Genomic DNA, 25,250 nt, shown 5'->3' on the forward strand with positions numbered 1-25,250 from the left:
CCCGGTGCCCGGGGGGCCGGCAGGGGACGCACCCGGTCATGAGCCGGCCTCCAGGACGGCCAGCACTCGGACCATGGGCTCGCCGGTGGTCTGCAGCCGGGCGGCGATCCGGGCCAGCCGGTCCGCGGCCTCCCGCTGCTTGGGCTTGCCGCCCTCGAAGCCCGGCAACGTCTGCTGCCGCCATTCGCCGATCCCGCGTTGGAGGTCACGCAGCGGGGAGTCCACCCGCTCCTCCGCCACCTCCCTGACCCGTTTCATCTCCCGCCGGGTCTCCTCCACGGCGAGCGGCACCAGCGGCTGCAGCGTCGCCGCCGGGTCGGACGGGGTCCAGTGGTCCGGCATGTCCGGGCCCACTCCGAGTGCGGAGAGCAGGGCGGGGGTCAGCTCACGGGTGCGGGGTGCGGAGGTGCCGAGCCGGTCGATCGCCAGCCAGGCCACTGCGGTGGGGCGGCCCTCCGCGTTGGACCACACCCCCTGCGTCAGGAACACCGGGTTCGGCGCCTTCTCCGGCCCCACCTGGAGCACCAGGGCCCGCTGACGGCCGTACTCCACCAGCACCTTGTCGGTGATCCACTCCACCACCGGGTGCAACTCACCCACGTAGTGCGCGTCCGGCCACAGCGACGTCGAACCGGCGTCCTCCCGGGCACGCCTGAGGGAGTCGGCGGCATCGTCCCGGCTGAAGGTGAGGTTGATCCGGCGAGTGATGCCCTGCTCACGGACGTATCCGGGCGGCAGGACGTCGAAGCGGTCGGCCAGGTCCCGCGGCGGCTCGAAGCTCAGGTCGGTGCCCGCGACGGTGAGTCCCGCCCGCAGCCCGCCGAGGTCCGGCAGCTCGGCGAGACCGGCCAGGACGAACTCCTGCCGGTTGCGCTCCGGGGAGGCGGAGAAAAAGCGCAGCTCCTCCACCGTGGGGATGTCCGAGGCGGGGGCCTCCGAACCCCCACCTGTGCCCGTGCTCGTACCCGCACCGCCGTCGTCATCGGTCCCGTCCCCGGCCGTCGTCGGGGCGAAGTCCCCGAAGTCGTCCAGGTCGATGTCGAGGTCCAGATCGACGTCCAGGTCGGAGGCGGTGCCCAAGGTGTTCCCGCCCTGCGTGTCGTCCACCGCCGCCGCGACGTGGGCCGGACCGCCGACGGGTGCGGGCCCGGTGCCGAACTCGCTCATCGTCAGCCGCTCGACCGGCAACGCGGCGGTGTCTGCACCCGCTGCCACGTCACCCTTGCCCGACTCGAACGCCTCCACGGGCACCGCCTCCAGGTCCGCCACGGCCTCCTCGGAGGTGGCCCGGCCCAGGAGCGCCTCCATGACCCTGTGCTCCTCGCGGGCCCCGTCGTTCTCCCGGGTGACGGCCTCCACCGCGCCCAGCACCTCGTGCACCCTGGCCTCGCGGGCCAGCACCTTCTCCGCGACGGTCCGGTCGTCGAGCGCTCCCTCGACCTCGCTGGTGAGCAGCAGGGCGCGGAACTCGGGGGGCCGGGTCTGGCCGTAGCGGTCGATACGGCCGTTGCGCTGCTCGACCCGGATCAGGCTCCACGGCAGGTCCCAGTGGATCAGGTGGTGACACTGGCGGTGCAGGTTGACGCCCTCGGAGGCGCCGTCACCGGTGAGCAGCACGCGGATGTTCCCACCCGCGCGGGCGAACTCGTCGACGTAGCCCATCTGGACCGTGTCGGAGACCTCGCTGTGCATCACCTTGACGGCCGCCTCGCCGTCCTTCGGGTCCGTCCAGCCCAGCAGCGGCGGCAGCACGGTGCCGAGCCAGTTGAGGGTTTCGCGGCGCTCGGAGAACACCACGGCACGGGCCGCGCGGCCCGGTCCCACCTTGACATGGTCCCGCAGTTCGGTGACGAGTCCGGTGAGCTTCGCGGCGGCGCCCGTGCCGTCCGCCGCCGCCCGCTCGATCCGCCGGGCCAGCTCCGTGAGCCGCAGCAGGGAGGCCACCTCGCGCGCCGGGGACTCCGTCGAACCCGCGGGAGAGGGGTCCGTCACGTACTTGTGGCCCTCGGGAAGCGCGTGCCCCAGTTTGGCCAGCTTCTCGCGGGCCGTCGCGAACAGCGCCCGGTGTGAGGAGAGGAACGACTTCAGCAGCACGTACGGGAACAGGTGCTCATCGCCCCTGGCGCCGGACCGGCCCCGCTCGGGGTTGGCCAGCCAGACCTCCGCCAGCTCGGCGAACACCTCCTCCTCCAGTTCGCTCGCCTTCACCCGTAGGGGACGGGACTCGCCGCGAGGGGCCCACTTGTCCTCCAGCACCCGTGCGACCTCGTCGCTCACCTTGGTGCGCCGCACCATCAGATGGTGCAGTTCCTCGGCCCGGGGACGGGCGGCGTCCCGCACCGCCATCGGGTCCAGGAGCCGGATCAGGCCGGTGAAGGCGCGCATGTCGCCGCTGTGTGGGGTGGCGCTCGCCAGCACCAGCGCGTCGGTCTTGTGGGCCAGCACCTCGGCGAGTTCCCGGCGGTCGCTTCCCCGGTTGAGCAGGTTGTGCGACTCGTCGATGACCACGGCGTCCCACTCGACGTCCCGCAGCCACGGCCCGTATCGCTTCTGGTTCTTCAGGGTGTCCATCGACACGATGACGCGCTTGTAGTACGTGAACGGGTTGCGTCCCACCGGAATCTTCCGCTCGATCCGCGAGATGCCCACGCTGTCCAGCCGGACCAGGGGCAGGGAGAACCGCGTCCACATCTCGTGCTGGAACTGCTCCAGGACGGGGGCCGGCGTCACCACCAGGATGCGCTCGCCGCGGCCGCGCCGGATCAGCTCACCCAGCAGGATGCCGATCTCCAGGGTCTTTCCCAGGCCCACGACGTCGCCGATCAGCAGCCGCGGCTGGAAGCGGTTGGCCAGGGCCTTCACCGCGGGTCGCAACTGGTAGTCCAGCCGGTCCAGCAGGAAGCCTTCGGTCAGCGCGAGGCCCTGCTCGCTCTGCGGCAGCGGCAGCCTGCGCCGCACGGCTTCGAGGAAGAGCCGGCTGACCCGGTATCCGTCTGACTCGTCCGTCACCAGCCTGGTGTCCTCCGGCCGCAGGACCCGTGGCATGCCGTCGAGTGCGGTGAGGAAGCGCGCGGTGTGCCCGCGGACCAGCTCGGACGCGCCGATCGCGTCAATCACGAACTCGCCCGTCCGCAGCTCACCGCTGCTGCGTACCAGCCACTCCTCGTCCCGGACCTCGATCAGGGTCCCGGCCGGGGGCGCACCGGAGGGAAGACCGGAGGCGGTCTCGGACATGGCGGACATTCCTTTCGACGGAGGCCGCACAGCGCGACGCTCGGTGCGCGGGCGCGGTCTCGGTGTGAGTGTTCCTTTGTACCGTTCGCCACTCTCCGGCCGGGCGGGCACCCCGGAATTGGTCACGGCGCTGCGGGACGAAGTGCAACGGGAAGGGCTGGCGCCGTCACGCGCCGCACGCGGCGGACGTCGCGTGGCCGAAGCTGTCGCCGACGAGCGCACCGGCTCCCGGTGTTCCCGGTGGGTGTCCGGCTCACAGCCGTCCGCTGTGTGCGTACGCTCGCCGCAGGGACTCCGCCGCTCGGAGCGCGGCCGGAGGCGGGCCGGAGGCCACGGGCTCCGCCGGCACCGGGTCCGGCGCGGGATTCGGCGGGGCCAGGCGGTAGCTGGTGACCTTGGCGGGGCTTTCGGTGGATGTCCCGGCCTCTGGTGTCTGCCGCCCCTGGTCCACGACGGTCGGTACGTACTTGGCGGGAACAGCGGGAGCGGCGGGGACCGGGGCGTCGGCGTCCTCAGCCGCCGCCGGAAGCTCCTCCGCCGCTTCTTCCCCGGCCAGGAACTCGGCGAAGAGGTCGTCGGCGGACGCCCACGGTGCGTCCGGACGATCGCCCTCGTCCACGGCCCGCTGGGCGGCCAGCTGCACCGCGGGGTCGGGCTCGTCGGCGAGAGCGCCGGCGGGCAGGACCGGGACGAGTCCGGACGCGTCGACCAGGGCCCGTAGCTGCTCGGCTGCGTCCTGGGGGGTGAGGTCGTGCTGGGCGAGCAGCTGAACGAGGCCTTGCTCGATCTCGCCGAGCAGCGGTCGCTGGACGGCGACGTGCACCAGCATGCGGGAGAGCAGCGGCACGAAGGGCGAGGGCACCCGCTCCCAGCTGGGCTCGACGGGAATCGGACCGTGGGGGAAGGCCGTCCGTCTCGTCGCGGCGAAGTAGAGCACCGCACCGAGGGAGTAGATGTCGGTCGGCTCCTGGACGTGCTTGGCGTCGGTCGCCTGCTCCAGGGACATGTAGGCCGGGGTTCCGAACCCCGTACCGGTCTTCGTCAGTGCCTCGGCGCTGTCTCGCTCGGTCAGCACCGCCAGGCCGAAGTCGAGCACCACCGGGCCGTCCGGACCGATCGCGATGTTGCCCGGCTTGAGGTCCCGGTGCAGCAGCTTCACCTCGTGGATGGCACGCAGCGCCTCGACGAGGGCGAGGCCGAGCGCCGCGTACGGACCGACCTCCAGAGGGCCGCAGGCGTGCACGAGCTGGTGGAGGGTCGGGCCGTGCACGTAGTCCATGGCCAGCCAGGGCCGGGCCGCTTCGGCGTCAGACGCGAGGAGGGACGGCACCCGGGAACTGACGACGGTCCGCATCGTCTCTATCTCCTGCCCGAACCGGGCACGTGCCTGCTGCTCAGAGTGTTCGCTGCCGTCCGTCAGCTTGTCCGGCTTGATCACCTTGACGGCGGCGAGGACAGGACCACCGTCCTGCCGCTGGTCGACGTCCGTCAGGTGATAGCCCGCTTCCAGCTCCGGAGCGAGGTCCGCCAACCGCAGCCTCCGCGCCAGATAGGTCCTGCCCATGCCTCCCTGACCGAGCACGGCGAGCAGCTCGAACGGGCCCAGCACAGCCGGGTCCTTGTCCATGTCCAACGCCTGCATGCCGCTCCGCGTCCCCCGCCCCTCGTCCCTGGATCAGATCCCGTCGGCGGCAGAGAAACGGCTCGGGAACCCGTGCGGTTCCCGGACGGCCGTGTCCCGCCGACCACGCACACAGCGTGGCGATCAGTGTACGGAAGCGGCAGTCGTGATCGGCCGGTTCCGGTCAGGTTCCGTCATGCCACTCGGTCCCCCGCGTGTAGTCGGGGAGGCGTTCGGATCGCGGTCCGAGCAGCGGCCTGAGTTCACGGGTCAGGAGTTCCGCGTCCGCTAGCGGAAGAGGAAGCGAGACCCGCCGCATCCGTACGCTCCAGGAGCGCTCGTCCGGAAAGACCTCCAGCCGCGGGACCAGGTCGGCGAGCACCACACCCTCGCGCACCGGCGCCAACCCCTCGACACGCAGGGAACACCCCAAGGTGAACCGTCTCTCGCCGAAGACAACCGGCTCCGGGAGCGTCTCGACGGGCGACGTGACGAGGGCCAGCCCCATGACCCGGCCGCGGTCACGCGTCGGATTCCGGTAGCAGCCCCGCGTCGTGTAGAGGAGGGCCTGGTCGCCCTCGGCGGGCAGCCCGGTCGCGGCCCGGCCGGCCGGGAAGGCCATCCGCTGGGTCCTCAACACCCATGCCAGCGGTTCACGGTCGCTGATGATCACCAGATGAGTCGCCATACCCTGTTCCCGCACCGTGCGGTCGGCTCCGCGCCGCACCTCGTCGACCGGCAGGTACCGACGGCACACCACCTTAACGGTGTCACGCTCGGCCAACGGGATCTTCACATCCAGGCCCAACTCCATGAAGGGAGTGCTATATCCGGTGTAGGGCACAGGAGTGTGGTCGGGACCACACGGTCTCGAAGTCTCCGAGAGGTGCTCGTTATCTCACAGGAGAACGCACTTGATAGCACTCGGTTCCACCCTAACCCTGAAGCACGCTCGCAGCTACGTGCCCAAGCAGGGCTCCACGATGTCGGGCGTACAGGACGTGGGATTCGCCACCGAATGGCACCTGGAGGCCGTCGGCCGCCCGCGGCTCACCATCCGCGACACGCGGCGGGACAGTGGTGAGAGGGACGTGGTCCTCCAGCAGGTTCCGCTGTTACCGGAGATGCCTGCCGGACTGGCCAACCTGCACGGCCGGCACCGGGTCGGAATCGCCGAGGTGTCCGCGGAGCGCCGACGGATCACGGCCTTCCTCCCTCTGCCCCAGCCGGACGGGAGACCGCGGCAGAAGCGGGCCCTGACCACCGCGCAGCTGGCGGAAGCCTGCGGAAGGGCGTTGCTGTGCGAACTGGTGGCTCGCCCCGGCGTGTCACTCACCCCGCCCTTCGATCCGGCGGACCCGCAGGACATCGAGCGCTGCCAGCACGCGGTCGTCTTCGAGGACGAGGACCGGGAAACACCCGTCATCGCCTACACTCACCCGGCTCATGCCGACGCTGCGGCACACCGGCTGGGGCGGCGACGAATGAGCGACCGGCTCGATCCGCGCCGCCGAGTGCGGCTTCCCGGGCAGCGCTACCGGCGGTCGGACACGTCCTCGCGGGGCCTCCTCGGTGGGACACCGGTCCGCCACAACGCGGCGCTCGGATGCGCCCGCCCGGCCCAGACCAACCCGGACGAAGCCTCGGCCCGTCCCTCGACGAACTCAACTGGCAGGACATCAGGATGAGCGGTGTGAAGCATCTGTCGATGAGGGTTCCGTGGCGGGACCGCTCCTGGGATCAGTTCATCTGTGACGATCCGTCAGGCAACTCCTCGTGCACCTTGCTCGCGGCGATCGGCAAGGGCCGCCAGGACGACTTCGAGGCAGAACACGCGGGCGCTCCCATCGGAAGTCTGGACCCGAACCGACTGCCTTGCCTGAGCGAGCGGGCCACCTTCATGTCGCCGGTCGGGTACACCGTCGTCAAGCGGCACCCCTACAGCCGCAATCCCGCGCTCCGTGACTACCTGCGCGACAGCCCCGTCAGCGTGCCCGGGTACGCGTTCGAGGCCATCCCCTTCCGCTGGATGAACCGCGGTTCTCTGAACGAGGAGATCGGTCACGCCAGGGTGCCCGCGTTCGATCAACTCGCCGAGGACCACACCGACCGCGTCCTGAAGTCCCAGCCGCCGTGGGTGATGGACGGCGGCAACCAACAGGCAGTCATCCAAGCGTTCTTCGAGCCGGTCGTGCGGAGGGACAGCCTGGTGTTCGTCTACCTCAAGCACTCCCCGCTGCAGGAGCAACGCACCGACCGTCTGCTGGTCGGGGCCGCACACGTAACGGGCGTGACCACGCCACCGATGTGGAACCAGAACGGGAAACCGCCGTTCGGCTCCTCCATGTGGGAGACGATCGTGGAGCACTCCCTGCGTCCCGACATGGCGGAGGGCGTCCTGCTGCCCTACCAGGAGCTCCTGCCGCTCATGGACGAGGGCGCCGACATCGACAGGGCACTGGCCTGGGCGCCCGAAGGCCGGGACGTCGAGTTCTCCTACGTCACGGAACACCTCTCCGACGACGCCGCCATCGAGTCCCTGGCATCCCTGAAGTCGGCGGCCGACGGCATGCGTGAACTCGGCCTCGCCATTCCCGAGTCCGCGATGACATGGCTGACGGAGCAGACCGAACGGCTCTGGCAACTCCGTGGCCCGGTCCCCGGCCTGCCCGGTGTCCTCGCCCGCATCGGAGTGCAGCAGCCCTACGTCGCCGCACGGGCGGTGCTCACAGAAGCCGGCGAGGCCACCGACCCCTGGGAGCTGCTGCAGGGCGTCGTCGCCGACCCCGCGCGCGCCCCGCATGCACTGAAGCCTCATATCGGACCCATCCAGGCACGGGTTTGGAACAAGCTCCCGGCCGCGCGCCAAGCGGTCCTGCGCTTCCTGTCCGGACTCGACATCAGCCCGGAGCAGGTGCGCATGCTGCTCGACGGCAGCACCGAGGTCGAGATGGCTGCCAAGGAACTCCTCGACAACCCGTACTACGCCGCGACCTGCACTTACGGCTCACCTCTCCACGTCCCGTTCACCGCCGTCGACCGCGCGATGTTCCCACCGGCGCACGTCACGTGGCGACCGCCCGTTCCGGACGAGGTAGGCCTCGACGCCCCCTTGGACCGCCGACGGATCGAAGCCCTCCTCACCGAGGTGCTGGAGCGCCAGTGTCTCCGGGGAGACACCCTCGTTCCCCTCGACGAAGCGCTGGAGCACTCCCGCCTCGTGGCGCCCGACCAGCTTCCGGCCCTGACGCCCGACATCCTCACCGGCCTCGACCTGGAGCACGACGCGATCGTCGAGTGGCCGCACTGGTCACCGCTGACCAGCGTCCGCCTTGCTAACGGAACCCCCGCCTACAAGCTCGACCGGCTCGAGGAGACCGCGAACGTCATCCGCGACTGGGTGGCGGAGCAGCAGGCGCTTCCCCGGCTGGGCGAGATCACCGACGCCCGCGCCGTGCTCGACGCCGTGCTCGACCGGAACCAGGACGGCACAACAGACGGCGCGCACGCCGACGAACTCGAGGAACGAGCCCGGGTGGAGAAGGCCGCGGGACTCGCCGCTCTGCACGATGCACGCCTGTCCGTCCTCATCGGACCGGCCGGGACGGGCAAGACGACCCTGCTGCGCGCCCTCGTCGACTACCCCGGCGCGGCCGTCGGGGACGTCCTTCTCCTTGCTCCCACGGGCAAGGCGAAGGTACAGCTGGAGACGAAGGTCGAACGGCCGGCGAAGACCCTGGCCTCCCACCTGAGCACCACCGGCCGCTATGACGCCGAGACCGGCCGGTATCTGGTGTTGGGTGACCAAGGCCCCCGACGCGGCTACGGCCTCGTCGTGATCGACGAGGCGTCGATGCTGACGGAAGAGATGCTCGCCGCGACGCTGGACTCGTTCACCGGCGTCAAACGGCTGATCCTGGTGGGCGACCCGCGCCACCTGCCTCCGATCGGAGCCGGACGGCCGTTCGTCGACCTGGTCAACAATCTGCGCCCGGGGGACTTCCCTACCGCGGTGAGGGTCGCCCACGGGTACGTGGAACTGCAGGTGCCCAGGCGCCAGCTGCCGGACGGCAGCCACGGCACCCGCCATGACCTTGAACTCGCCGCCTGGTTCGGCGACGGCACCCGCGGCGCCGGCGACGAGGCGATCTGGGACGAACTGGCCACAAACCCGCACCTCCCCACCCTCCAGTACGTTCCCTGGGGCGGTAGCACCGCAGTGCAGGCCCTCACGGACGCCCTCGACGAAGTCCTCGGTTTGGGCGCGGCGGACGACCCGGTGCGGGCGTTCGCTCTCACCTACGGGGGCAGCGTCAACGGCGAGTACGTCAACTGGCAGCGAGGCGCGGGCGTCCGGGCCGAGAAGTGGCAGATTCTCTCGCCCACCCGCTCTCGTGCCTTCGGGACAGTCGAGCTCAACCGGCACATCAAACGCATGTACCGGGCCGACGACACCTCCTGGGCTCAGCAGAACCGGGGTTGGAACATCCCCGCGCCGATCGGACCGGAGCAGATCGTGCGCGGAGACAAGGTCATGCAGACGACCAACAAACGCATGAAGGCGTGGCCGCGGGACAATGCGACGAACTACGTCGCCAACGGTGAGATCGGTGTCGCCATCGCGTGGCCCACATCCGCCGCGAAGAGGCGGAAGAACGCACTGAAGCTAGGCGTGGAGTTCTCCTCTCAACCCGGCTATGAGTACAGCTACTGGCCGTCGGACAAGGACGATACCCTGCTGGAGCTGGCGTGGGCCGTCACGGTGCACAAGTCGCAGGGCTCGGAATTCGGTACGACCTTCCTTGTCCTGCCCGCCCGGGCCAACCTGCCCCGGGAACTCATGTACACGGCGTTGACCCGGCAGAAGGACAAAGTCGTCATCCTCCACGAGGGCACGCTGGCAGACCTCCGTACCTTCGCTCACCCGAGCAACAGCGAAACCGCCCGCAGGCTGACCGACCTCTTCGAAACCCCGCATCCGTTCGCATTCGACGTGCGGGGCCAAGCCCGCAGGTTCGACCGCAAGCTGATGCACGTGTCCGCCGACGGCACGCCGATGGCTTCGAAGAACGAGGTCATCATCGCGGGTCTCCTCGACCGCCTGACACCGGGACGGTGGCTCTACGAGGAGCCGCTCACCGGCAGGGACGGCCGCGTCGCCCGTCCCGACTTCACCGTGGCCACGAAGGACGGCCGCACGGTCTTCTGGGAACACGCCGGCATGCTCGACCTTCCCGACTACGCGCGGAAGTGGGAGCGCAAGAAGGACTGGTACGCGGAGAACGGCATCGAGCCATGGGACAAGGGCGGCGGTCCGAACGGCACCCATATGTGGACCGACGACCTCGACGGCGCGGACGCCCGAGCCTGGCTCACGCTCGCCTCCCAGGTCCTGAACGCCGAGCCGACGGACCCCGGGACCGCAGTTGTACCTGCGCGGAGAGCGGCGAAGAAGACCGCTGCTCGATGCCCAAGGCCATGAGCGAGTGCGTGTTCGGCGACGAACGACCGGCCCGGCCACCTCTGCCTGACGCGCCCCGCTCCGGACTCCGGCGTTCCATACACGCCGTCAGACCTTGATCACTGTGACATGCCCGCCGCACAGCACTGTGATGTCCTCAGGGTCGGAGGTGAGGACGGTGACGGGGCCGGGCGCGGTGAGGGCGGTGGCGCTGAGCATGGCGTCGATGGCGTACTTGTGGCCGTGGAGGCCGGCGTCGGCGAGGAGAGTGGCGGCGCGCCGGGCGATCGACTCGGTGACCGGTTCGACGACGAGGCGGGAAAGGGTCCACTCCAGCGCCGGGCGGTTGATCCGGGGATGAACTACTTCCACGAGGGTGGCCGCCGAAGTGATCACGCGCAGGTCGTCGGCGCGGGCCAGGGCGAGCCAGCCGGTCACTGTGCGGTCGCGCAGGACAGCCTTGGCCAGCCCTTCGCTGTCGAGGACCAGGGTGCCGCCGGGGACGGCGGGTGAACGGGTCACGCCGCGTTCGCCCCGCCCTGCGTCTGCTGCTCGCGTGCCTGGTGGAGCTGGTCCCGCAGGGACTGGATCTCTTCTTCTGTGACGGGTCCGTGCTCGGCCTCGGCCACTTGGATCAGCTCGTTGAGGTTGTCCCGTTCGATCTGGCGGGCGACGGCCGCAGCCACATAGGCGGACAGACCGGAGGGGCCGCTGCGGGCCTTGGCGGCTTCGGCGATGTCGCGCGGCATGGTGATCGAGTACTTGCCGGTAGGCTCACTCATGCTACTGATCCTACCTCTTATGCTCCTCGTGGGATTAATGCGCTCTGCCTCTCCGGCCTTGCGCTGCATGTGATGCGTTGACCTTGAGAGAGGCGGTGGAGGTCATCCGGAGTGCGACAGGTCCGGCGCGCGGTGCTCTCAGGAGGAGGCGTGGGCCCCGAAGGGAGATTGCAGCGCAGCCCTACCGAGGACGGGCTGCGGGAGACAGGGCGGACATCAGGGCGCTGGCCGACGAGCTCGGGTCCTCGTTGGTCAGAGCCGTCAGTGATAGCTGCCGCTGATGACCCTGGCCGACTAGGGAGAGGGCGCGGTCCGGCTTCCATCAGCTGGTACGCCTTCGCGCTCAAGTACCTGGAGACGCGCTGGGGGCAGGCCGCGGCGAAGACTCGCAGCGAGATCAATGAAACCCTGAGTGCGATCACGAGGGGCCAGCCCCGAGGAGCACGAGGGCGTCCGAATGATGCACTGTTGCGGCGGGCGTTAGGTGACTGGGCGTTCGTCATGCCCCGGCCTGATGCACGCACGGAGCCCTGCGGAGACCCGGCTGGCTCTGGACTGGGGCGCTCGGGCTTCACGTCCGTTGGGTAACCTGCTGCACCCGGTCGTGATGCGGAGTGTGCTGCAGGCCCTCCGCGTGCAACGGGACGGCACGGTTGCGGCCGCCGAGACACAGCGGCGCAGGCGCATGACGATCGTGAATGCGGTGCGGCAGGCGATCGAGCGGGGCAAGCTCCCCGCTGACCCCTGTCCAACGCGAGCTGGCGGATCACCCAGAGACCGTCAAGCAGGGACCCCGGGTGGTCGTCAACCCCGTACAGGCGCCCGAAACCTGCTCTACGCGGTCTCCTGGGTCGGCGGGCACCGGCGGGTACCGGCGGGTATCGGCGGGTCAGACCGTCGGTACCAGGAGCATCGCGGCGCTGCTGGACGAATACGGTTGAGGGCCGGTCAGCTTCCCCATCTCGAGGTCCCTGCCGTAGGTGCCGGGGCGAGTTGCTTGCCCAGGTAAGCCGGGCGCCACCTGAGGCCAAGCAGGTAGGAGCGGAGGAGGGGACGCTTCCACTGTGCTCGGGTACGACCTCCCCAAGTGCAACGGCCTGCGCCTCCGTCTGCCGTGGTCTGCGGTCGATCGGTGAACCTGGAGGTAGGAGTACTCCTGTCCCTCAAGCGGGCGTTCCGTGTGGAGCTCATGTCCCGCGTATGTCCCGCGAGCCTGCGTTTCGCGGGATCGAACATACGGGAGCTCGAGGGTTTGCCGCGGTAAATGGCCAGGTCAGGGCGATTTTCCCGAGAGAAGTGACAGCAAGGTAGGCCGTGTGTGTTTTGGCATGCAGAAGAAAGGCCCTGACCGGCGTTTCCGCTGGTCAGGGCCTTGATTTCCGGTGCCCCCGGCAGGATTCGAACCTGCGCACACGGCTCCGGAGGCCGTTGCTCTATCCCCTGAGCTACGGGGGCGTGTCGGGCGCTGAGCTTCTCGCTCGCGGCGACGGGTAGAACACTAGCAGGTCCGGAGGGGTGATCAGCAATTCGGTTCCCGGGGTGGGGGCGGGCCGGCCCCCTGTAGGGGGTGGAAGTGGGGAAAACCCGGACGCGGTGGCCGGTCCACACCTACTCTCGACTTGTGCCAGGCGCCTCGGGCCGCGTGCTTGTTGTGGACGACAACAAGGTCATCCGGCAGCTGATCAGGGTCAACCTCGAGCTGGAAGGGCTGGAGGTCGTGACCGCGGCCGATGGTGCCGAGTGTCTGGATGTGGTGCATGAGGTGCGGCCCGATGTCGTGACGCTCGATGTCGTCATGCCCCGGCTCGACGGCATCCGCACCGCCGCCCGCCTCCGCGCCGATCCCCGTACGCACCACCTTCCCGTCGCCATCATCAGCGCCTGTACGCAGTACGAGGTCGAGGCCGGCCTCGACCTGGGCGTGGACGCCTTCCTCGCCAAGCCCTTCGAGCCCGCCGAACTGGTCCGCCTCGTGAAGGACCTCATCGAGGGGAGGGTGGGACGGGCGGCGGCGTCCGGAGGAGACGGGGCCGATGTCAGTGGGCATGGGGAGGGAGGCGGTCAGCGGGAGGTCCTCGAGCGGGACGGGGCAGTCGATCTCGATCTCGGATCCGGGAGCGTCGAGGGCGTCGTCGGCGAGATCGAGGGAGGTGGGGGTGGAGGTGTCTCGGGCTCGTCCCCGTCCCCGTCCCCGTCCTCGTCCCCGTCCTCGTCTCCTCAAGAGGTCTCTCCCGGGCATGGGGGTGACCGCGGCGACCTCCCCGGTCATGGCGGCGGCCTCGCCGGCCAGAGCAGCGACCTGCCCGGACGCGATGGCAACCCCGCCGGCCAGGACCGCAACCTGCCCCTGCCCGGACCCGACGGCAACCCCGCCGGTCACCGCGACAGCCTCCCCGGCCACCACCGCCTGCCCGGTCTTCCCGGTCTCCCCGGGCACGACGGACTTCCCCGGCCATAACGGCGGCCCTCCCGCACCCCTGGAGCCTCGCCGCCCGCCCGGGACGCATAACCGGCTCGCCCACCCACCCCCCTCCTCCCCTACGCTTGTCCCGTGACCCCCGCCGAACTGTCCCGCACCGTGTTGCACGCGGTGTGCCGTGCTGTCGGTGACGGGGAACTGAACGTGGCCGTGCCCGAGCGGGTCGTGGTGACCGAGCCGGGGCCCGGAGGGTGCGGGGACTTCGCCACCGCCGTCGCGCTGCGGCTGGCCCGTGCGGCCGGGCAGCCCCCGCAGCGGGTCGCCGGGATACTGCGGGAACGTCTCGTCGGGGTCGAGGGGATCGAGGACGTCGTCGTCACCGGGCCGGGGTTCCTGAACATCCGGCTCGCCGGGCAGGTCGATCCCGTCGCCGCGCTGGTCGCCGAGATCCGGCGGAAGGGCGCCCGGTACGGGCACGGGGACGCCCTCGCCGGTCAGGTCGTCGCGCTCCGGGTGCCGTACGAGGTGCGGGCCGAGGTCGTCGCCGACGCGGTGGTACGGATCGTGGGCACTCAGGGCGGGCGGGCCACCGTCGAGCACGGCGAGCCCGTCAATCTGCGGCCCGTGCCCGCCCCGGAGGACCCCGCCCCGCTCGGGCCGGACGCCGCCCGGTGGGCCCTGCTCCACCCCGCGCCGCACGACCGGCCCCGGATCACCGCCGACCACCTGGTGCAGCGTGAGGGCAATCCGCTGTTCCGGGTGCGGTACGCGCACGCCCGTGTCCGCTCCCTCGGCCGCAACGCCGCCCGCCTCGGCTTCGCCGCCGAGCCAGGCCCGCCGCGCACCGGGACCGGCGCGCCCCTGCTCACCCCCCTCGCCGACCACCCCCGCATCCTCGCCGCGGCCGCCACCCACCGTGCCCCGGACCGGCTCGCCCGGCATCTCGTCACCGTCGCCGATGCCGTGCTGCCCCTGCTGCCTTCCGTGCTTCCCGTCGGCGAGGAGAAACCCTCGGCCGCCCACCGCGCCCGGCTGGCCCTCGCCGAAGCAGCCGGGACGGTGCTGGCCGGTGGCCTGTCCCTGCTCGGCATCGACGCACCCGAACATCTCTGAGGCGCGTGAGCAGATGCGTCCCGGAGAGAGACAGAGAGCCTGAGAATTCCGTCATGAGCCGTTCCGCCCATCCCGCCGGGCCCCGCCACGCCGATGTCCTGCCCGAGGGCCACCACCCCGCGCCGCCCGCCGATCTCAACGCCCTGGACCGCAAGGTGTGGGCCCAGACCGTCACGCGCGGCGACGACGGTGTGGTCCGCGTCGCGGGGATCCCCGTCACCCGGCTCGCCGAGGAGTTCGGCACGCCCGCCTACATCCTCGACGAGGCCGACTTCCGGGCCCGCGCGCGTGCCTGGCGCACCGCGTTCGGCCCGGACGCCGATGTGTTCTACGCCGGCAAGGCATTCCTCTCCCGTGCCGTCGTGCGGTGGCTGGACGAGGAGGGGCTGAATCTCGACGTGTGCTCCGGCGGGGAACTGGCCACCGCGCTGTCCGCGGGGATGCCGCCCGAGCGCATCGCCTTCCACGGCAACAACAAGTCGGTCGAGGAGATCCGCCGGGCCGTCGAAGCCGGTGTCGGGCGGATCGTGCTCGACTCCTTCCAGGAGATCGTGCGGGTCGCCCACACCGCCCAGTCCCTCGGCAAGCGGCAGAAGGTCCAGATCCGCGTCACCGTGGGCGTCGAGGCGCACACGCACGAGTTCATCGCCACCGCGCACGAGGACCAGAAGTTCGGCATCCCGCTCGCCGGCGGTCAGGCGGCGGAAGCCGTGCGGCGGGCGCTCCAGCTCGACGGGCTGGAGCTGATCGGGATCCACTCGCACATCGGCTCGCAGATCTTCGACATGTCCGGCTTCGAGGTCGCCGCCCACCGGGTCGTCGGCCTGCTGAAGGACATCCGCGACGAGCACGGCGTCGAACTGCCGGAGATCGACCTCGGCGGCGGCCTCGGCATCGCCTACACCAGCGCCGACGACCCCCGCGAGCCGCACGAGATCGCCAAGGCGCTCACCGAGATCGTCACCCGCGAGTGCGAGGCCGCCCGGCTGCGCACGCCCCGGGTCTCCGTGGAGCCGGGGCGTGCCGTCGTGGGGCCCACGGCCTTCACCCTGTACGAGGTGGGCACCGTCAAGCCGCTCGACGGGCTGCGCACCTATGTCTCCGTGGACGGCGGCATGTCGGACAACATCCGCACCGCGCTGTACGACGCCGAGTACAGCGTCGCGCTGGTCTCCCGTGCCTCCGACGCCGAGCCGGTGCTCGCCCGGGTGGTCGGCAAGCACTGCGAGAGCGGGGACATCGTGGTCAGGGACGCGTTCCTGCCGGGGGACCTGGCACCGGGCGACCTGGTCGCCGTGCCGGCCACCGGCGCGTACTGCCGGTCCATGGCCAGCAACTACAACCACGTCCTGCGGCCGCCGGTCGTCGCCGTGCGGGACGGTGAGGCCCGGGTGATCGTCCGGCGCGAGACGGAGGAGGACCTCCTGCGTCTCGACGTCGGGTGACGCCCGCCCGAGAACGGCGGGGGCGGACAGAGCGGAAGATCTGCGGTCTTACGCCCCCGTACAAATGAAATAGATGTCTCACGATCCGGACGAAGGGCAAAAACCCCCGTCCGGTGAGTGAGACTGGACCAACCGTAGACGGTATGAGGAAACGAGGTCGGATGATGCGTACGCGTCCGCTGAAAGTGGCGCTGCTGGGCTGTGGAGTGGTCGGCTCAGAGGTGGCGCGCATCATGACGACGCACGCCGCCGACCTCGCCGCCCGCATCGGGGCGCCGGTGGAGCTGGCCGGCGTGGCCGTACGGCGCACCGGCAAGGCGCGCGAGGGCATCGACCCCGCGCTCGTCACCACCGACGCCACCGCCCTGGTCAAACGCGGGGACATCGACGTCGTCGTCGAGGTCATCGGCGGGATCGAGCCGGCCCGGACGCTCATCACCACCGCCTTCGAACACGGCGCCTCCGTCGTCTCCGCCAACAAGGCCCTGCTCGCCCAGGACGGGGCCGCCCTGCACGCGGCGGCGGAGGCGAACGGCAAGGACCTCTACTACGAGGCCGCCGTCGCCGGTGCCATCCCGCTGATCCGGCCGCTGCGCGAGTCGCTCGCCGGCGACAAGGTCAACAGGGTCCTCGGCATCGTCAACGGCACGACCAACTTCATCCTCGACAAGATGGACTCGACCGGCGCCGGCTACCAGGAGGCCCTGGACGAGGCCACCGCCCTCGGGTACGCGGAGGCCGACCCGACCGCCGACGTCGAGGGCTTCGACGCCGCCGCCAAGGCCGCCATCCTGGCCGGCATCGCCTTCCACACGCGCGTGCGCCTGGACGACGTCTACCGCGAGGGCATGACCGAGGTCACCGCCGCCGACTTCCGCTCCGCCAAGGAGATGGGCTGCACCATCAAGCTGCTCGCCATCTGCGAGCGCTCGGCGGACGGGACGTCGGTCACCGCGCGGGTGCACCCCGCGATGATTCCGCTCGGCCACCCGCTCGCCTCCGTGCGCGGCGCGTACAACGCCGTGTTCGTGGAGAGCGAGGCCGCCGGGCAGCTGATGTTCTACGGCCCCGGCGCCGGCGGCGCGCCCACCGCCTCCGCCGTCCTCGGCGACCTCGTCGCCGTCTGCCGCAACCGGCTCAGCGGCGCCACCGGGCCCGGCGAGTCGGCCTACGCCGATCTGACCGTCTCCCCGATGGGCGACGTCGTCACCCGGTACCACATCAGCCTGGACGTGGCCGACAAACCGGGCGTGCTCGCCCAGGTCGCCACCGTCTTCGCCGAGCACGACGTGTCCATCGACACGGTTCGGCAGCAGGGCAAGGACGGCGAGGCCTCTCTCGTCGTCGTCACCCACCGGGCCTCCGACGCCTCCCTCTCGGGGACCGTCGAGGCGTTGCGCAAGCTCGACACCGTGCGGGGTGTCGCCAGCATCATGCGGGTTGAAGGAGAGTAACCAGCAATGACCCACCAGTGGCGCGGAATCATCGAGGAGTACCGGGACCGGCTGCCCGTCTCCGACACCACGCCGGTCGTGACGCTCCGCGAGGGCGGCACGCCCCTCGTGCCCGCGCAGGTGCTCTCCGAGCGCACGGGCTGTGAGGTCCACCTGAAGGTGGAGGGAGCCAACCCCACCGGGTCCTTCAAGGACCGCGGCATGACCATGGCGATCAGCAAGGCCAAGGAGGAGGGGGCGAAGGCCGTCATCTGCGCCTCCACCGGCAACACCTCCGCCTCCGCCGCCGCGTACGCGGTGCGGGCGGGCATGGTCTCGGCCGTCCTGGTGCCGCAGGGCAAGATCGCCCTCGGCAAGATGGGCCAGGCCCTCGTGCACGGCGCGAAGATCCTCCAGGTCGACGGCAACTTCGACGACTGCCTCACCCTCGCCCGCTCGCTCAGCGAGAACTACCCCGTGGCGCTGGTGAATTCGGTCAACCCGGTGCGGATCGAGGGCCAGAAGACGGCCGCCTTCGAGATCGTCGACATGCTCGGCGACGCGCCCGACCTGCACGTCCTGCCGGTCGGCAACGCGGGCAACATCACCGCCTACTGGAAGGGCTACAAGGAGTACGCCGCCGACGGTGTCTCCACCCGCACCCCCCGGATGTGGGGCTTCCAGGCCTCCGGCAGTGCCCCGATCGTGCGCGGCGAGGTCGTCAAGGACCCGTCGACCATCGCCACCGCCATCCGCATCGGCAACCCCGCCTCCTGGAGTAACGCGCTGGCCGCCCGGGACGAGTCCGGCGGTCTCATCGACGAGGTGACGGACCGTGAGATCCTGCGCGCCTACCGCCTGTTGGCCGCGCAGGAGGGTGTTTTCGTGGAGCCCGCCTCCGCCGCCTCGGTGGCCGGTCTGCTCAAGGCCGCCGAGCAGGGCAAGGTCGACCCGGGCCAGCGCATCGTGTGCACGGTCACCGGCAACGGCCTGAAGGACCCGGACTGGGCCGTCGCCGGCGCGCCGCAGCCGGTCACCGTCCCGGTCGACGCCGCCACCGCGGCCGAGCGCCTCGGCCTCGCCTGAGCGCCCTGAACCGGCGGAATCCCTGACAAGGTGCACAGGGGGCTTACGACACGCATCGTGCGCCTCCTGTGCGCCCTATGTCGCCACAGAACCTTCCTTCGATAGGCTGTAGCGAACCCGCCTGCCGCATATGCCCACGCGCATGGCAGGCGCCGCGCCGTCCCCGCGGCCCGGCGGGTCTTCGCACGTCAGTCATCGGCAGTCCACCGAATGACCATCGAATCCCTCGAGCGTCATTCGACCGTCAACGCAGCTCAAGGAGAGTCTTCGAGCGATGGCCGGTCCAGCGTTCCGCGCCGCCGCCGTCCGGGTGCGCGTTCCCGCCACCAGCGCCAACCTCGGCCCGGGCTTCGACGCCCTCGGCCTCGCGCTGGGGCTCTACGACGACGTGGTCGTCAGGGTCGCCGACTCCGGGCTGCACATCGACATCGCGGGTGAGGGCGGCGAGACCCTGCCGCGGGACGAGAGCCACCTCCTCGTCCGCTCCCTGCGGACCGCCTTCGACCTGCTGGGCGGACAGCCCCGCGGTCTGGAGATCGTCTGCGCCAACCGCATCCCGCACGGCCGCGGCCTCGGCTCCTCCTCCGCCGCCATCTGCGCCGGCATCGTGGCCGCCCGCGCCGTGACCATAGGCGGCGAGGCCCGCCTGGACGACGCGGCCCTGCTGGAACTGGCCACCGAGATCGAGGGCCACCCGGACAACGTGGCCGCCTGTCTGCTCGGCGGCTTCACCCTGTCCTGGATGGAGGGCGGCACCGCCCGCGCCATCAGGATGGAGCCGCGCGATTCCATCGTTCCGGTGGTTTTCGTGCCCGGAAAGCCGGTATTGACCGAGACCGCCCGCGGTCTGCTCCCGCGCACCGTGCCGCACGTGGACGCCGCCGCCAACGCGGGCCGCGCCGCCCTGCTGGTCGAGGCCCTGACCCGGCGCCCCGAGCTGCTGCTGCCCGCCACCGAGGACCGCCTCCACCAGGAGTACCGGGCCCCGGCCATGCCCGAGAGCGCCGCGCTCGTGGAGCGGCTGCGCGCCGACGGCATCCCGGCCGTCATCTCGGGTGCCGGGCCCACCGTCATGGCCCTCGCCGACGCCGACAGCGCCGACAAGGTCTCCCACCTCGCGGGTGAGGGCTGGGCCGCCAACCGGCTGGACCTGGATGTCCAGGGAGCGAGCGTGCTGCCGCTTGCGACCTGACACACGGTTGCCGGATTTGGAGAGGGGGAATGTTTGTTGGATCCGGTAGTGTTAATCTCAAGTCTGCACCCGACCCCACCATGGCGAGGTGCCTTGTGTCCCCGTCCGGGACAGACATTCTTCCGGGAGCCTCCCGGGCCACTCCGTGTTCCGTGCGCCGTACCTGGGCAGTACGACGCATGCGGACACTGAGCGGGCCGCCCGTGGGGGTACCCCCTCTGGGGGAGCTTCGGAATCGGTGCTGCCACGCCACGTGACACTCGGTGCCACGGCTCGCGGAAGCGCCATCACCGCACATTTCTTCCGCCGCTTTGGCGGACCACCGCCCCGGCACGGTTCACAGAAGACAGGACCGTAGCCGGACAGCACAACCGGTCGCCGAGCCAGACAGGCCGACGTCCGCTCCAGGGAAGGACCCTTCGTGAGCGACACCACCGATCTGATGGGCGCACGTGTCGAGGAGACCGCTGCCGCGCCCGCCACGGACGCCTCCGCGCCTGCCACCGGTGCCGGCTCCCGGCGGCGCCGTGGTACCGGCCTCGAGGGCATGGTGCTGGCCGAGCTGCAGCAGGTCGCCTCGGGCCTCGGCATCAGGGGCACCGCGCGGATGCGCAAGAGCCAGTTGATCGAGGTCATCAAGGAGGCGCAGGCCGCCGGGGGAGCCCCCGCCGCCAAGGCCGACGCCGCCGCCGAGACCAAGCCGAAGCGCCGGGCCACCTCCCGCGCGCGCACCGGTGAGGAGGCCGCCGAGAAGAAGGCGGCCAAGGCCGTCGAGGCCCCTGCCGAGAAGGCCGCGGCCCAGCAGCAGATCGAGATTCCGGGCCAGCCGGCCGGGGGCGCCGCCGAGCGCGGGGCGGAGGACGCCCCGGCCGAGCGCCGTCGCCGCCGTGCCACGGCCGACGCGGGCAGCCCGGCCCAGACCGGCGCCGAGACCGTCGCCGCGGAGGCCCGGACCGAGCCCAAGGCCGAGACGCCCGCGGCCCAGCAGTCCCAGCAGGGCGAGGCCAAGGGCGACGCCGGTGACGGCGAGGGCCGTGGCCGCCGGGACCGCCGCGAGCGCGGCCGGGACCGGGACCGGGACCGCCGCAACAAGGGCGACGAGCAGCAGGGCGGCCAGCAGCGTCAGCAGCAGGGCCAGCAGCAGGGCGGCCGACAGGACAGCCGGCAGCAGGACGACGACGACTTCGAGGGCGGCCGTCGCGGCCGTCGCGGCCGCTACCGCGACCGCCGTGGCCGTCGTGGCCGCGACGAGATCGTCGAGCCGCAGGTCGCCGAGGACGACGTCCTGATCCCGGTCGCGGGCATCCTGGACATCCTCGACAACTACGCCTTCATCCGGACCTCCGGCTACCTGCCGGGCCCGAACGACGTCTACGTCTCCCTGGCCCAGGTCCGCAAGAACGGCCTGCGCAAGGGCGACCACGTCACCGGTGCGGTCCGCCAGCCGAAGGAGGGCGAGCGCCGCGAGAAGTTCAACGCGCTGGTCCGCCTGGACTCCGTCAACGGCATGGCGCCCGAACACGGCCGCGGCCGTCCCGAGTTCAACAAGCTGACCCCGCTCTACCCGCAGGACCGGCTCCGCCTGGAGACCGACCCGGGCGTGCTGACCACCCGGATCATCGACCTGGTCTCGCCGATCGGCAAGGGCCAGCGCGGTCTGATCGTGGCCCCGCCGAAGACCGGCAAGACCATGATCATGCAGGCGGTCGCCAACGCGATCACGCACAACAACCCCGAGTGCCACCTGATGGTCGTCCTGGTCGACGAGCGTCCGGAAGAGGTCACCGACATGCAGCGGTCGGTCAAGGGCGAGGTCATCTCCTCGACCTTCGACCGCCCGGCCGAGGACCACACTACGGTCGCCGAGCTGGCCATCGAGCGCGCCAAGCGCCTCGTCGAGCTGGGCCACGACGTGGTCGTGCTGCTGGACTCGATCACCCGTCTGGGCCGCGCCTACAACCTGGCGGCGCCGGCCTCCGGCCGCATCCTGTCCGGTGGTGTCGACTCGACCGCGCTCTACCCGCCGAAGCGGTTCTTCGGCGCGGCGCGCAACATCGAGGACGGCGGCTCGCTGACCATCCTCGCCACCGCCCTGGTGGACACCGGGTCCCGCATGGACGAGGTGATCTTCGAGGAGTTCAAGGGCACCGGCAACATGGAGCTCAAGCTCGACCGGAAGCTCGCCGACAAGCGCATCTTCCCGGCGGTGGACGTGGACGCGTCCGGCACCCGCAAGGAGGAGATCCTGCTCGGCGCCGAGGAGCTGGCCGTCGTCTGGAAGCTCCGCCGGGTGCTGCACGCGCTGGACCAGCAGCAGGCGATCGAGCTGCTTCTCGACAAGATGAAGCAGACCAAGTCGAACGTCGAGTTCCTGATGCAGATCCAGAAGACGACGCCGACGCCGGGCAACGGCGACTGAGCGTCCGTACTGCCGTGAAAGGCCGCCTTCCGTCCGCGGAGGCGGCCTTTCCGCATCCCGGCCCGTCCGGCGACGCGTCCTCCGGTCCGTCCGGCGGCGAGACGTTCGCCACAGAGGGCCCGTCGGCCACCGGCCGCCCGGCACACCCCCGGCGGCGCCGAATCCCCAGGTGAACGCGGTCCGCCCGACGCATGTGACTACGCACGGTGATCATTTCCGTACCGGTCGGGCACTGTGCGTTGTGCAACCCTGTCCCGAGTTTCTTTGTCTGACCAGGCGGAGCGACGATGGAGCGGTGACGACCGCGCCCGACCCTGACCGCAGGGGGTACCCGACCGCCGACACCTAGGAGCGATGTGGCCGCCGAGAGCACGCCCGCCATAACCGAGCCGGGCACCACCGGACCCCGCCGCCGGGGCAAGGGGCGCCGCCGCAAGGCCCCCAGCGCGGGCCGCAAGGTCCTGCGCGCCACGGCGTGGACGGCGGCGGGCGTCGTCGTGCTGGGCGGCGCCGGGGCCGGGTACGTCTACTTCAAGCTCAACGGCAACCTGCGCAGCGTCGACCTGAACCAGGCCCTCGGCACCGACCGGCCCCAGAAGGTCGACAACGGCTCCGAGAACATCCTGGTCCTCGGCTCGGACACCCGCGCCGGCACCAACAAGAAGCTCGGCGGCGGCGCGGACGACGGCACCGCCCGCTCCGACACGGCGATGATCGTCCACGTGTACGAGGGCCACAAGCGGGCCAGCGTGGTCTCGATCCCCCGGGACACCCTCGTCGACCGCCCCGAGTGCACCGACACCAAGGGCACCGCCCACCCGGCCGCCACCGGCGCGATGTTCAACGAGGCGTACTCCACCGGCGGCGCGGCCTGCGCGGTCAAGACCGTCGAGTCGATCACCGGCATCCGCATGGACCACTACCTGGAGGTCGACTTCCAGGGCTTCCAGCAGCTCATCGACGACCTCGGCGGCGTACGGATCACCACCAGCAAGGACATCCACGACCCGCAGAGCCACCTCGACCTGAAGGCCGGCCCGCACACCCTGAACGGCGAGCAGGCCCTCGGCCTGGTCCGCACCCGGCACGGCGTGGGCGACGGCTCCGACCTGGGCCGCATCCAGCTCCAGCAGGCGTTCATCAAGGCCCTCATCGACCAGGTCAAGCACGTCGGCGTCTTCACCAACCCGAAGAAGCTCTACGACCTCGCCGACACCGCCACCAAGGCCGTCACGACCGACTCCGACCTCGGCTCGGTCAACGCCCTGATCGACTTCGCGGGCGGCCTCAAGGGCATCAGCTCCTCCCACATGAAGATGGTCACGATGCCGGTCCAGTACGACCCGGCCAACCCCAACCGCGTCCTTCTGGACACCGCCAAGGCCGAGCTGGTCTGGAACGCCCTGCGGGACGACCGGCAGATCCCGGCGGCGGCCACGGAAGGCACGGCGACGGGCGAGGCCAAGGGCGTCGTCAGCGCCCCGTAGGACGCCCCGCGCACCCCCTGGAATAGAACGACCGCACCCCCGGTTTGGGTGGATGGCACCAGTCCTGGCAGACTGGTACGTCGGCTCCGGTTCACGCCTCCGCATCCCGCGGCAGCGACCCGGCGCCCTCCCGAAACCTAGGAGACACCTTGAAGCGCGACATCCACCCCGCGTACGTCGAGACGCAGGTCAGCTGCACCTGCGGCGCGTCGTTCACCACCCGCAGCACCATCGAGTCCGGCACCATCCGGGCCGAGGTCTGCTCCGAGTGCCACCCGTTCTACACGGGCAAGCAGAAGATCCTCGACACCGGTGGCCGTGTGGCCCGCTTCGAGGCCCGCTTCGGCAAGGCCGCCGGCTCCAAGAAGTAGCGAGCCCCATTCCGCCGGTCCACGGCCACATCCCGCCCACGGGCGGGTGTGCCCGGGACCGGCGTTTTTGGTCGCCGCCCTTCCCTTCACCGCAGTACAGGAGCCCAAGATGTTCGAGGCCGTCGAGGAACTCGTCGCCGAGCACGCCGACCTGGAGAAGAAGCTCGCCGACCCGTCGGTCCACGCCGACCAGGCCAACGCGCGCAAGCTCAACAAGCGCTACGCCGAGCTGACCCCGATCGTCGCCACGTACCGCTCCTGGAAGCAGACCGGCGACGACATCGAGACCGCCCGCGAGCTGTCCGCCGACGACCCCGACTTCGCCGCCGAGGTCAAGGACCTGGAGAAGCAGCGCGAGGAGCTGACCGAGAAGCTGCGCCTGCTGCTCGTCCCGCGCGACCCGAGCGACGACAAGGACGTCATCCTCGAGATCAAGGCGGGCGCGGGCGGCGACGAGTCGGCGCTCTTCGCCGGCGACCTGCTGCGGATGTACCTGCGCTACGCCGAGCGCGTCGGCTGGAAGACCGAGATCATCGACGCCACCGAGTCCGAGCTGGGCGGCTACAAGGACGTCCAGGTCGCGGTGAAGGCCCGCGGGCAGATTGAGCCCGGCCACGGCGTCTGGGCCCGGCTGAAGTACGAGGGCGGCGTGCACCGCGTGCAGCGCGTCCCGGCGACCGAGTCGCAGGGCCGCATCCACACCTCCGCGGCCGGTGTGCTCGTCACCCCCGAGGCCGAGGAGGTGGACGTCGAGATCAACCCGAACGACCTGCGCATCGACGTCTACCGGTCCTCCGGCCCCGGCGGCCAGTCCGTCAACACCACCGACTCCGCCGTGCGCATCACCCACCTGCCGACCGGCGTCGTCGCCTCCTGCCAGAACGAGAAGAGCCAGCTGCAGAACAAGGAGCAGGCACTGCGCATCCTGCGCTCCAGGCTGCTCGCCATCGCGCAGGAGGAGGCGGAGCGGGAGGCCGCCGACGCCCGCCGCAGCCAGGTCCGCACCGTCGACCGCTCCGAGAAGATCCGCACCTACAACTTCCCGGAGAACCGCATCTCGGACCACCGCGTCGGCTTCAAGGCGTACAACCTGGACCAGGTCCTGGACGGCGACCTCGACGCGGTCATCCAGGCCTGCGTCGACGCCGACTCGGCGGCGAAGCTCGCCGCCGCGTAACACCCGTACG

At 70.7% G+C, this 25,250-nt stretch carries 16 protein-coding genes, 1 tRNA gene and 1 pseudogene; 12 read left to right on the forward strand and 6 right to left on the reverse strand.

Annotated features, from left to right (window positions below; genetic code table 11):
* Window positions 1–36 precede the first annotated feature (36 nt).
* The 3 genes from AB0E62_RS25690 to AB0E62_RS25700 all read right to left on the reverse strand — a co-directional run bounded on the left by AB0E62_RS25690 (window position 37) and on the right by AB0E62_RS25700 (window position 5,699).
* Window positions 37–3,234, reverse strand: a complete 3,198-nt coding sequence (locus AB0E62_RS25690) for an SNF2-related protein (protein WP_362198265.1) — start codon at window positions 3,232–3,234, stop codon at window positions 37–39.
* A 253-nt stretch (window positions 3,235–3,487) separates the two neighbouring features.
* Complete coding sequence (locus AB0E62_RS25695) at window positions 3,488–4,876, reverse strand: serine/threonine-protein kinase (RefSeq protein ID WP_362198268.1); 1,389 nt, start codon at window positions 4,874–4,876, stop codon at window positions 3,488–3,490.
* Window positions 4,877–5,039: 163 nt separating this feature from the next.
* Window positions 5,040–5,699: a hypothetical protein gene (locus AB0E62_RS25700; RefSeq protein WP_362198271.1), complete on the reverse strand. Its 660-nt coding sequence runs from the start codon at window positions 5,697–5,699 to the stop codon at window positions 5,040–5,042.
* Window positions 5,700–5,769: 70 nt separating this feature from the next.
* Here AB0E62_RS25700 and AB0E62_RS25705 point away from each other — a divergent pair, with 70 nt between their 5' ends.
* Together AB0E62_RS25705 and AB0E62_RS25710 are read left to right on the forward strand one after the other, a co-directional pair.
* The gene (locus AB0E62_RS25705) at window positions 5,770–6,543 is read left to right on the forward strand and encodes a hypothetical protein (protein WP_362198274.1); all 774 of its coding nucleotides are present in this window, start codon (window positions 5,770–5,772) and stop codon (window positions 6,541–6,543) included.
* Window positions 6,540–10,337: an AAA family ATPase gene (locus AB0E62_RS25710; RefSeq protein ID WP_362198277.1), complete on the forward strand. Its 3,798-nt coding sequence runs from the start codon at window positions 6,540–6,542 to the stop codon at window positions 10,335–10,337. Before AB0E62_RS25705 ends, AB0E62_RS25710 begins: the two co-directional genes overlap by 4 nt.
* An 87-nt stretch (window positions 10,338–10,424) precedes the next feature.
* Here AB0E62_RS25710 and AB0E62_RS25715 read toward each other — a convergent pair whose 3' ends face one another.
* The 3 genes from AB0E62_RS25715 to AB0E62_RS25725 all read right to left on the reverse strand — a co-directional run bounded on the left by AB0E62_RS25715 (window position 10,425) and on the right by AB0E62_RS25725 (window position 12,553).
* Window positions 10,425–10,838 (reverse strand): PIN domain-containing protein, encoded by a 414-nt coding sequence (locus AB0E62_RS25715; RefSeq protein ID WP_362198280.1) that lies wholly within the window; start codon window positions 10,836–10,838, stop codon window positions 10,425–10,427.
* The gene (locus tag AB0E62_RS25720; protein WP_361198305.1) at window positions 10,835–11,098 is read right to left on the reverse strand and encodes a CopG family transcriptional regulator; all 264 of its coding nucleotides are present in this window, start codon (window positions 11,096–11,098) and stop codon (window positions 10,835–10,837) included. The genes AB0E62_RS25715 and AB0E62_RS25720 overlap by 4 nt, the downstream gene beginning before the upstream one ends.
* A 1,383-nt stretch (window positions 11,099–12,481) precedes the next feature.
* Window positions 12,482–12,553 (reverse strand) — tRNA-Arg (locus AB0E62_RS25725).
* Window positions 12,554–12,719: 166 nt separating this feature from the next.
* Between AB0E62_RS25725 and AB0E62_RS25730 the strand changes: the two are divergent.
* The 10 genes and pseudogenes from AB0E62_RS25730 to prfA form a co-directional block, all read left to right on the forward strand.
* A pseudogene (locus tag AB0E62_RS25730) lies at window positions 12,720–13,088 on the forward strand (response regulator); the annotation flags it as partial.
* 561 nt (window positions 13,089–13,649) lie between these two features.
* Window positions 13,650–14,630: an ArgS-related anticodon-binding protein NrtL gene (nrtL, locus tag AB0E62_RS25735; protein ID WP_362198283.1), complete on the forward strand. Its 981-nt coding sequence runs from the start codon at window positions 13,650–13,652 to the stop codon at window positions 14,628–14,630.
* A 53-nt stretch (window positions 14,631–14,683) separates the two neighbouring features.
* Window positions 14,684–16,075 (forward strand): diaminopimelate decarboxylase, encoded by a 1,392-nt coding sequence (lysA, locus tag AB0E62_RS25740; RefSeq protein WP_362198286.1) that lies wholly within the window; start codon window positions 14,684–14,686, stop codon window positions 16,073–16,075.
* 161 nt (window positions 16,076–16,236) lie between these two features.
* Complete coding sequence (locus AB0E62_RS25745) at window positions 16,237–17,529, forward strand: homoserine dehydrogenase (RefSeq protein WP_362198289.1); 1,293 nt, start codon at window positions 16,237–16,239, stop codon at window positions 17,527–17,529.
* Window positions 17,530–17,535: 6 nt separating this feature from the next.
* Entirely contained in the window at window positions 17,536–18,594 is a 1,059-nt protein-coding gene (gene thrC / locus AB0E62_RS25750; RefSeq protein ID WP_362198292.1) for a threonine synthase, read from the forward strand.
* Between the two features lie 274 nt (window positions 18,595–18,868).
* Complete coding sequence (gene thrB, locus AB0E62_RS25755; RefSeq protein ID WP_362198295.1) at window positions 18,869–19,786, forward strand: homoserine kinase; 918 nt, start codon at window positions 18,869–18,871, stop codon at window positions 19,784–19,786.
* Window positions 19,787–20,207: 421 nt separating this feature from the next.
* Entirely contained in the window at window positions 20,208–22,205 is a 1,998-nt protein-coding gene (gene rho / locus AB0E62_RS25760) for a transcription termination factor Rho (RefSeq protein ID WP_362198298.1), read from the forward strand.
* A gap of 356 nt (window positions 22,206–22,561) precedes the next feature.
* Entirely contained in the window at window positions 22,562–23,692 is a 1,131-nt protein-coding gene (locus AB0E62_RS25765) for an LCP family protein (RefSeq protein WP_362198301.1), read from the forward strand.
* 149 nt (window positions 23,693–23,841) lie between these two features.
* The gene (gene rpmE / locus AB0E62_RS25770) at window positions 23,842–24,063 is read left to right on the forward strand and encodes a 50S ribosomal protein L31 (protein WP_030740744.1); all 222 of its coding nucleotides are present in this window, start codon (window positions 23,842–23,844) and stop codon (window positions 24,061–24,063) included.
* A 109-nt stretch (window positions 24,064–24,172) separates the two neighbouring features.
* Window positions 24,173–25,240 (forward strand): peptide chain release factor 1, encoded by a 1,068-nt coding sequence (gene prfA / locus AB0E62_RS25775; RefSeq protein WP_362198305.1) that lies wholly within the window; start codon window positions 24,173–24,175, stop codon window positions 25,238–25,240.
* Window positions 25,241–25,250 lie beyond the last annotated feature (10 nt).

The sequence above is a fragment of the Streptomyces sp. NPDC038707 genome (assembly GCF_040636485.1).
GTDB lineage: Bacteria > Actinomycetota > Actinomycetes > Streptomycetales > Streptomycetaceae > Streptomyces.

What these genes read in the sequence shown, in the direction of transcription:
- AB0E62_RS25690 (WP_362198265.1), bottom strand. Translation starts at nt 3,234, where the DNA reads ATGTCCGAGACCGCCTCCGGTCTTCCCTCCGGTGCGCCCCCGGCCGGG.
- AB0E62_RS25695 (WP_362198268.1), bottom strand. Translation starts at nt 4,876, where the DNA reads ATGCAGGCGTTGGACATGGACAAGGACCCGGCTGTGCTGGGCCCGTTC.
- AB0E62_RS25710 (WP_362198277.1), top strand. Translation starts at nt 6,540, where the DNA reads ATGAGCGGTGTGAAGCATCTGTCGATGAGGGTTCCGTGGCGGGACCGC.
- AB0E62_RS25720 (WP_361198305.1), bottom strand. Translation starts at nt 11,098, where the DNA reads ATGAGTGAGCCTACCGGCAAGTACTCGATCACCATGCCGCGCGACATC.
- lysA (WP_362198286.1), top strand. Translation starts at nt 14,684, where the DNA reads ATGAGCCGTTCCGCCCATCCCGCCGGGCCCCGCCACGCCGATGTCCTG.
- AB0E62_RS25745 (WP_362198289.1), top strand. Translation starts at nt 16,237, where the DNA reads ATGATGCGTACGCGTCCGCTGAAAGTGGCGCTGCTGGGCTGTGGAGTG.
- thrC (WP_362198292.1), top strand. Translation starts at nt 17,536, where the DNA reads ATGACCCACCAGTGGCGCGGAATCATCGAGGAGTACCGGGACCGGCTG.
- thrB (WP_362198295.1), top strand. Translation starts at nt 18,869, where the DNA reads ATGGCCGGTCCAGCGTTCCGCGCCGCCGCCGTCCGGGTGCGCGTTCCC.
- prfA (WP_362198305.1), top strand. Translation starts at nt 24,173, where the DNA reads ATGTTCGAGGCCGTCGAGGAACTCGTCGCCGAGCACGCCGACCTGGAG.